The 6,150-nt window shown below is 68.5% G+C and carries 10 protein-coding genes; 8 read left to right on the top strand and 2 right to left on the bottom strand.

Annotated features, from left to right (window positions below):
• The 8 genes from B0W88_RS33905 to B0W88_RS28790 form a co-directional block, all read left to right on the top strand.
• Positions 1-424 (top strand): hypothetical protein (locus B0W88_RS33905; RefSeq protein WP_158080962.1); only part of this gene is annotated, 424 nt, incomplete at its 5' end.
• Between the two features lies 1 nt (position 425).
• A complete protein-coding gene (locus B0W88_RS28760; protein ID WP_077037977.1) occupies positions 426-908 on the top strand; it encodes a type II secretion system protein in 483 nt (160 codons plus the stop codon).
• A 5-nt stretch (positions 909-913) separates the two neighbouring features.
• Complete coding sequence (locus B0W88_RS28765; RefSeq protein ID WP_077037978.1) at positions 914-1,327, top strand: type II secretion system protein; 414 nt, start codon at positions 914-916, stop codon at positions 1,325-1,327.
• Positions 1,324-1,821, top strand: coding sequence for a type II secretion system protein (locus B0W88_RS28770; protein WP_077037979.1), 498 nt, complete (start codon positions 1,324-1,326; stop codon positions 1,819-1,821). Before B0W88_RS28765 ends, B0W88_RS28770 begins: the two co-directional genes overlap by 4 nt.
• A gap of 180 nt (positions 1,822-2,001) precedes the next feature.
• Positions 2,002-3,018: a ThuA domain-containing protein gene (locus B0W88_RS28775; RefSeq protein ID WP_077037980.1), complete on the top strand. Its 1,017-nt coding sequence runs from the start codon at positions 2,002-2,004 to the stop codon at positions 3,016-3,018.
• Between the two features lie 94 nt (positions 3,019-3,112).
• Positions 3,113-3,931: a PEP-CTERM sorting domain-containing protein gene (locus B0W88_RS28780; RefSeq protein WP_077037981.1), complete on the top strand. Its 819-nt coding sequence runs from the start codon at positions 3,113-3,115 to the stop codon at positions 3,929-3,931.
• Positions 3,932-4,039: 108 nt separating this feature from the next.
• Entirely contained in the window at positions 4,040-4,717 is a 678-nt protein-coding gene (locus B0W88_RS28785; protein WP_077037982.1) for a TerC family protein, read from the top strand.
• Between the two features lie 11 nt (positions 4,718-4,728).
• Positions 4,729-5,139, top strand: a complete 411-nt coding sequence (locus B0W88_RS28790; protein WP_077037983.1) for a hypothetical protein — start codon at positions 4,729-4,731, stop codon at positions 5,137-5,139.
• 81 nt (positions 5,140-5,220) lie between these two features.
• On the opposite strand, the gene B0W88_RS28795 is transcribed toward B0W88_RS28790, so the two are convergent.
• Positions 5,221-5,598 (bottom strand): YciI family protein, encoded by a 378-nt coding sequence (locus B0W88_RS28795; RefSeq protein WP_255378672.1) that lies wholly within the window; start codon positions 5,596-5,598, stop codon positions 5,221-5,223.
• Positions 5,599-5,662: 64 nt separating this feature from the next.
• Positions 5,663-6,150, bottom strand: a 488-nt coding sequence (locus B0W88_RS28800) for a helix-turn-helix transcriptional regulator (RefSeq protein ID WP_233151883.1), incomplete at its 5' end; no start/stop codon positions are given.

Genomic DNA, 6,150 nt, shown 5'->3' on the forward strand with positions numbered 1-6,150 from the left:
CCTCCGGCTCGAACTGGGCGACGCGGCCCTGGCGCCGACGGCACCCGCCGAGGCCCGCCCGTCGGCAGCGGAGCAGCCGATGCTGGCGAGCAGCCTGCCGCAGCAGGCCGGCATCGGCGAGGAGTTCGGCGTCAGCCTGTCCTTCCGGCAGACCCCGGCCCAGGCGATCGACACGCAGGTCAGCATCAGCTACGACCCGGCCCTTCTTGTCCCGGTGAGCGCATCCGGAGGTGAGGCCGGCCGCGTGTCGGCGACCGTCTCCAGCAGCGGCCTGCCCGGCGACGCCTCGCGACCCGCGACCATCCGCTTCAGGGTCATCGGCAAGCAGCCCGGCAGCACGACCCTCAGCTACGACGTGACCGGCAGCAACCTGCCCGTGCAGGCCCCTGCCGCCAGCACGCTCGTCATCGTCGGACGGAAGTGATATGCGCGGCGGCAGGCATCGCGGGTTCACGCTGATCGAGCTGATGATCACGGTCGCCATCGTCGGACTGCTGGCGACGATGGCGACGCCGCTGGCCGAGCTGGCCGTGCGGCGCTCCCGGGAGAGCGAGCTCCGCCAGGCGCTGCGCGAGATCCGCAACGGCCTGGACGACTACAAGCGCGCGGCCGACAGCGGGCTGGTCGAGCGCGCCGCCGACGCCAGCGGCTATCCGGCCAGCCTGGAGCTGCTGGTGAGCGGCATCGCCAATGCCAAGGATCCGGCCCGGCCGCGGATCTTCTTCCTGCGCCGCATCCCGGCCGACCCCTTCTTCGCCGGCCCGCCCGAGACGCCGCCGGCCGAGACCTGGGGCCTGCGCAGCTATGCCTCCGGGCCGGACCAGCCACAGCCCGGCAAGGACGTCTTCGACGTTTACTCGACGGCACCGGGCGCGGGGCTGAACGGCCGGCCGTACCGGGACTGGTGAGCGCGATGAGCAGCCATCGCCCTCGTCTCGGCTTCACGCTGATCGAACTGCTGGTCGTGATGGCCATCATCGCAACGCTGCTGACGATCGCCTCGCCGCGCTACTTCGGCTCGGTCGAGCGCTCGAAGGAGGCCAGCCTGCGCCAGTCGCTGGCCGTCATGCGCGAGGCGATCGACAAGTTCTACGGCGACAACGGCAAGTACCCGCAGTCGCTGGCGGAACTGGCGGAGCGCCGCTACCTGCGCGCCGTGCCCGTGGACCCCGTCACCGGCAGCGCCGACACCTGGACCACGGTGGCGCCACCCGATACCAGCCTGGCCGACAAGCTCGGCGGAGGTAGTAGCACCAGCACCATCTACGACGTGCACAGCGGCGCCGCCGGCCGCAGCGCCAGCGGCGCGGAGTACGGCGCGCTGTGAGCGCCCGCCCGGCCGGCCGCCAGCGCGGCTTCACCTACCTCGGCCTGCTGTTCTTCGTGGCGCTTCTCGCCGCGGGCCTGGGCATGGCCGGCGAGCTGTGGAGTACGCAGTCGCAGCGCGAGAAGGAAGAAGAACTGCTGTTCGCCGGCCGCCAGATCCGCGCCGCGATCCAGTCCTTCAACGACAGCGCACCGATCGGCCAGCCGCGCCGCCTGCCGGCCACCCTGCAGGAGTTGCTGGAGGACAAGCGCTGGCCCGTGACGCACAGGCATCTGCGACGGCTCTATGTCGATCCAATGACCGGCAAGGCGGACTGGCTGCTGGTCCGGACCGCTGCCGGCGGCATCCAGGGCGTGCGTTCCCGCTCGGGGGTCAGGCCATTCAAGCGCTCCGGCTTTGCGCAGGACGAGGACGCCTTCGAGGGCGCCGACAGCGTCGGCCGGTGGGTGTTCGCGCTCGACCCCTCAAGTGGGGGGAGCAGGCCCAATATCTAAGTAAATATGCGTTTACAGAACGCAATTTCGTAGCTGACACCGATTGACACCCAAGAGCGCATTCCTATACTTCAAATCACCAGAGACAAAACGCCGTTCTACTTGATAGAACAAACGAGCAGCGCGTTGAGGGCGGGGGTATCTGGCAACACCACCACTGACTCGAACATTGGAGACCCTATGAACAAGAGGACGACACGCCCCACGCGCACGGTCCATGCGCTGGGTGCATTCGCACTGATGGCCGCCACCGGCGCCTTCGCCCAGACCGCTGCCCCCACCAACGGCAACCTGCCGCCCGGCGCCCTGCCCTCAAGCTGGGACCCGACGTACAACGTCTGCCGCGGCACCGACCCCAAGTGCTACAACAACTGGATCCCCACGCGCCAGAAGCGCGTGCTGATCTTCAGCCGCACCGCCGGCCCCCGTCACGCCAACCTGGGCACGGCCCTGGCCGCCGGCCTGAATCCGCCGCTGAACGCCAACAACACCGCCGTCGCCGGCCTGAAGGCCTGGCTGGAAGCCGAAGGCATCCAGGTCGACTACACCGAGGAGGTGACCCGCCTGCCGGGCAACTCGGCCACCTACGCTGCCGTGATCTTCATGAGCCCGACCCGGGACTTCATGCAGGCCCACGGCCGCGCCGTGAATCCGGCCTACGCGGTGGACACCACCACCAGCGCCTACGTGGACCAGGCCAAGGTCAACCTGCGCCAGTACATCCGCGGCGGCGGCGGCTTCGTGGCCATCCACAACGCCTACGGCGGCGAGTACAACTGGCCGTGGTACGAAGGCCTGCTGGGCAACGCGAACTACTACAACCACGGCGCCGCCCAGAACGGCACGGTCAAGATCGTCGGCTCGGCCGACTCCTCGACCGCCGGCCTGCCCGCCTCGTTCGGCTTCCATGACGAGTGGTACAACCTCGTGCCCTATCCGACCAACGTGAAGTTCCTGGCGACGGTCGACGAGAGCACGCTGGCCACCAAGAGCAGCGGCCATCCGGGCCACGGCAACTTCCACCCCGTCGCCTGGTGCCAGTACTACGACGGCGGCCGCGCCTGGCTGACCACGCTGGGCCACGATGCCGACTCCTTCGTCGACGGCTCGAGCCTGCCGGGCCAGGCCCAGTTCAAGCAGCTGGTGGTGCAAGGCATCAAGTCCGCGATGGGCCTGACGCCGTTCTGCACGAAGTAAGGCAATGCCAAGTCCGCCGCCCGCCTCAACGGGCCGTCTACTCGCGCGGCGACGCGGCGGACCCGACCAAGACATCACTTCCGGAGACACAACAATGAAATCAGGCACGACTTCGCGCCTCTCGCTGCCGGCGCTGCGCGCCGCGGGGATTGCCACGGTCCTGGCATTCAGCTCGGGCCTCTCGCTGGCAGCGGACGCTTCGCTCTCGATCGACTGGTTCGGCGTGAGCGCGGAACAGTACTCGGGCAACTACGTGCTGGCCTCGAACCAGCAGCAGAGCTTCCTGATGCTGGCGTCGGACGGCGGCGGCGCGACCGCCGTCGACACCTACGCCGCATCGAACTGGGCGGAAGGCCTGAACCGGCTCGCCACCACGCCGCATGCGTCGGCCACGGGCAATACGGTCACCTTCACCGACCCGTCCACACAGCTGGCCACCGCAGGCGCAAGCCTGGCCGCCTCGGCGACCAAGTCGGGCTCGCTGTTCAACACGGGCATGTCGACGTCCACGCAGTCGGGCACCTTCTCGCTGATCGACAGCGACGGGAACTCGGTGGCCGGCAGCATCACCTTCGACGTCTACTACGACTTCAGCGTCGCCAAGCCCGCCGGCACCGCCGCGCAGAGCTACGCGCAGACGGCCGTCAACCTGCTGGTCACCAGCTCCAACGGCAGCAGCCAGAGCTTCAGCGACGGCCTGCTGTCCTCCGCGCTGGCCGGCGGCGCCGGCAGCAATTCGGGTTACTTCAGCTGGACGCTGAACCTCGCCGCCGGCGAGACAGCCAGCTATGTGCTGAGCACCAGCGCGGTAGCCGCCGCTGTGCCCGAGCCGAGCAGCTACGCGCTGCTGGGCGCGGGCCTGATCGGCGTCGGCGCCGTGGCGCGGCGTCGCCGCCAGACGCGGGACGTCTGAGCGCACAACCGGTTTTTCATCGATCCCAACGCAACGGATCTTGCCTCCGCTCGTCGGAGGCTTTTTTATTCAACTGTCCATCCATCAAGCCTGTCCGCGAGTCCTGCAATGAGCCTGGAGTTCCTGATCGCCCTGCTGCAAATCATCGGGCTGAACATCGTCCTGTCGGGCGACAACGCCGTGGTCATCGCGCTGGCCGCGCGCGCCCTGCCGCCGCGCCAGCGCCGGACCGCCGTGATCTGGGGCAGCGCCGCCGCGATCGCGCTGCGCGTGCTGCTGACCATCGCCGCGGCGAAACTGTTGCTGCTGCCCTATCTGAAGGCCATCGGCGCGCTGCTGCTGCTGTGGATCGGCGTGCAGTTGCTGGTCCCTGAGACGGACGAAGCGGACGATGCGAGCGACCTGCCGGTCGGCATGGGCGCCGCCATCCGTACCATCCTGATCGCGGACCTCGTCATGAGCCTGGACAACGTGCTCGCCGTCGCCGCCGCGGCCAAGGGCGACCTGATGCTGCTGACGATCGGCCTGATGCTGAGCATTCCGCTGATCGCCTTCGGCAGCACGCTGCTGATGAAGCTGATGGAACGCTGGCCGCTGATCGTGACCGTCGGCGGCGCCCTGCTCGGCTGGGTCGCCGGGGAGATGGCCTTCTCCGATCCCGGCATCCACGACTGGCTGCAGCAGCATGCGGCGTGGACCCATCTGGCGTTGCCGATGCTGGGCGCCGTCCTGGTGCTCGCCAGCAGCCGGTTCCTGAGCCTGCGCCACACACCCGTCACTCCATGAGGTCTTCACCCATGATGCACAGAGCCGCCTTCCTCGCCACCCTCTCGCTGCTGCTGGCCAGCACGCTCGCCCAGGCCCAGCAGGAGCCCGACACCGACGCCTTCAACGGCAAATGGAACGTGCGGATCGACGCCGGCTCCGGCCATGCGCGAACGGCGACGCTGACGCTCGTCAACTGGGCGGGGACCTGGGTGGCGACCTCGCTCCCGAACGGCCCCCGGAGCAAGGTCTGCATCGGCAGGAAGCTTCCCGTGACCGTGCAGGTCAGCCAGGCGGCGACGCTGGAGTTCACCGCCTGGGGCGCACAGATTGCAACGGCCTGCCCGGACCTCAACATGGTCCTTCGCCCCGTCAGCGAGAAGGTCCTCGAGGGCAGCCTCTCGACGGGCGAGACGGTGACGCTGACGCGGCGTCCTCGTTGAACCGCGTCGCGATGCGCCGTCCCTGGTGCTGTCGCGCATGCGGGTTCGCTCGGCACCGTTGTCGAAGCAGGTCTTGGCCCCTCAGCGCCCGAGATAGAAATCCATCGGGATCAGCTCCACCGCCCAACCGCCGGCCTCCCCCACCGTGGCCGCCGGATGCATGGACGCGATCTTCAGCGCCTCTTCCTCGCTGTCCGCCTCGATGATGAACAGGCCGCCCACCACCTCCTTCGCCTCGGTGTAGGGCCCATCGCTCACATGGGTCTTGCCCCCGCGCGGGCGCAGCGTTCTCCAGTTCTCCAGATCGCCCAGCGAGGCCGACACCAGCATCTTGCCGGTCTCCTGCATCTTCTTGTCCAGGGCCGGGCACTGGCTCACCAGCGCCTTGACGTCGTCCGGCGACATCGCCGCGAACTTCTCGGGCGTGAAGTAGGCGAGACCGAGGTATTTCTTGCTCACGGGAGATCCTTTCGAGTGGTGATGCACTGACGACGAATACGACAGCGGGAATTCGACAACGCGTTCAGGGCATCAGCGCCCTCTTGCGGGCCTCCAATATCGCCTCCTCCCGGCTCTTCACATCCAGCTTCGCGAAGATCGACTTCAGGTGATGCTTCACCGTCTCCGGCGAGAGCAGCAGGTTCTTGGCGATCTGCTTGGTGGCGTGGTCCTTGGCCAGTTCGCACAGCACGTCCACCTCGCGCGGCGTCAGCAGGCTGGCCACCGCGCCCTGCGCCCGCGCACGGAAGCGCTGCTCCCAGACCTGCAGCAGCTGCACGGCCCAGCGCGCCTCGGGCGAAGCTGAGGCATCCGTCTGCTGCTGCAGCCAGCCGCGCACCTGCGCCATCAGCTCCGCGCCGAAATCGATGAACACCTGCACGACGCCGGCCTGCTGCCCGATCGCCAGCGCGCGCACCAGCGCCGCCTCGTCCTGCGTCGCACGCGCCAGCATCAGCGCCGCGCAGAGCTCCGAGATGCGGTGGCCGCTGCCCTGCGCCAGCGCATCGAGCC

Source organism: Pelomonas sp. KK5, from assembly GCF_001984095.1.
In the GTDB taxonomy this organism is placed as follows: domain Bacteria; phylum Pseudomonadota; class Gammaproteobacteria; order Burkholderiales; family Burkholderiaceae_C; genus KK5.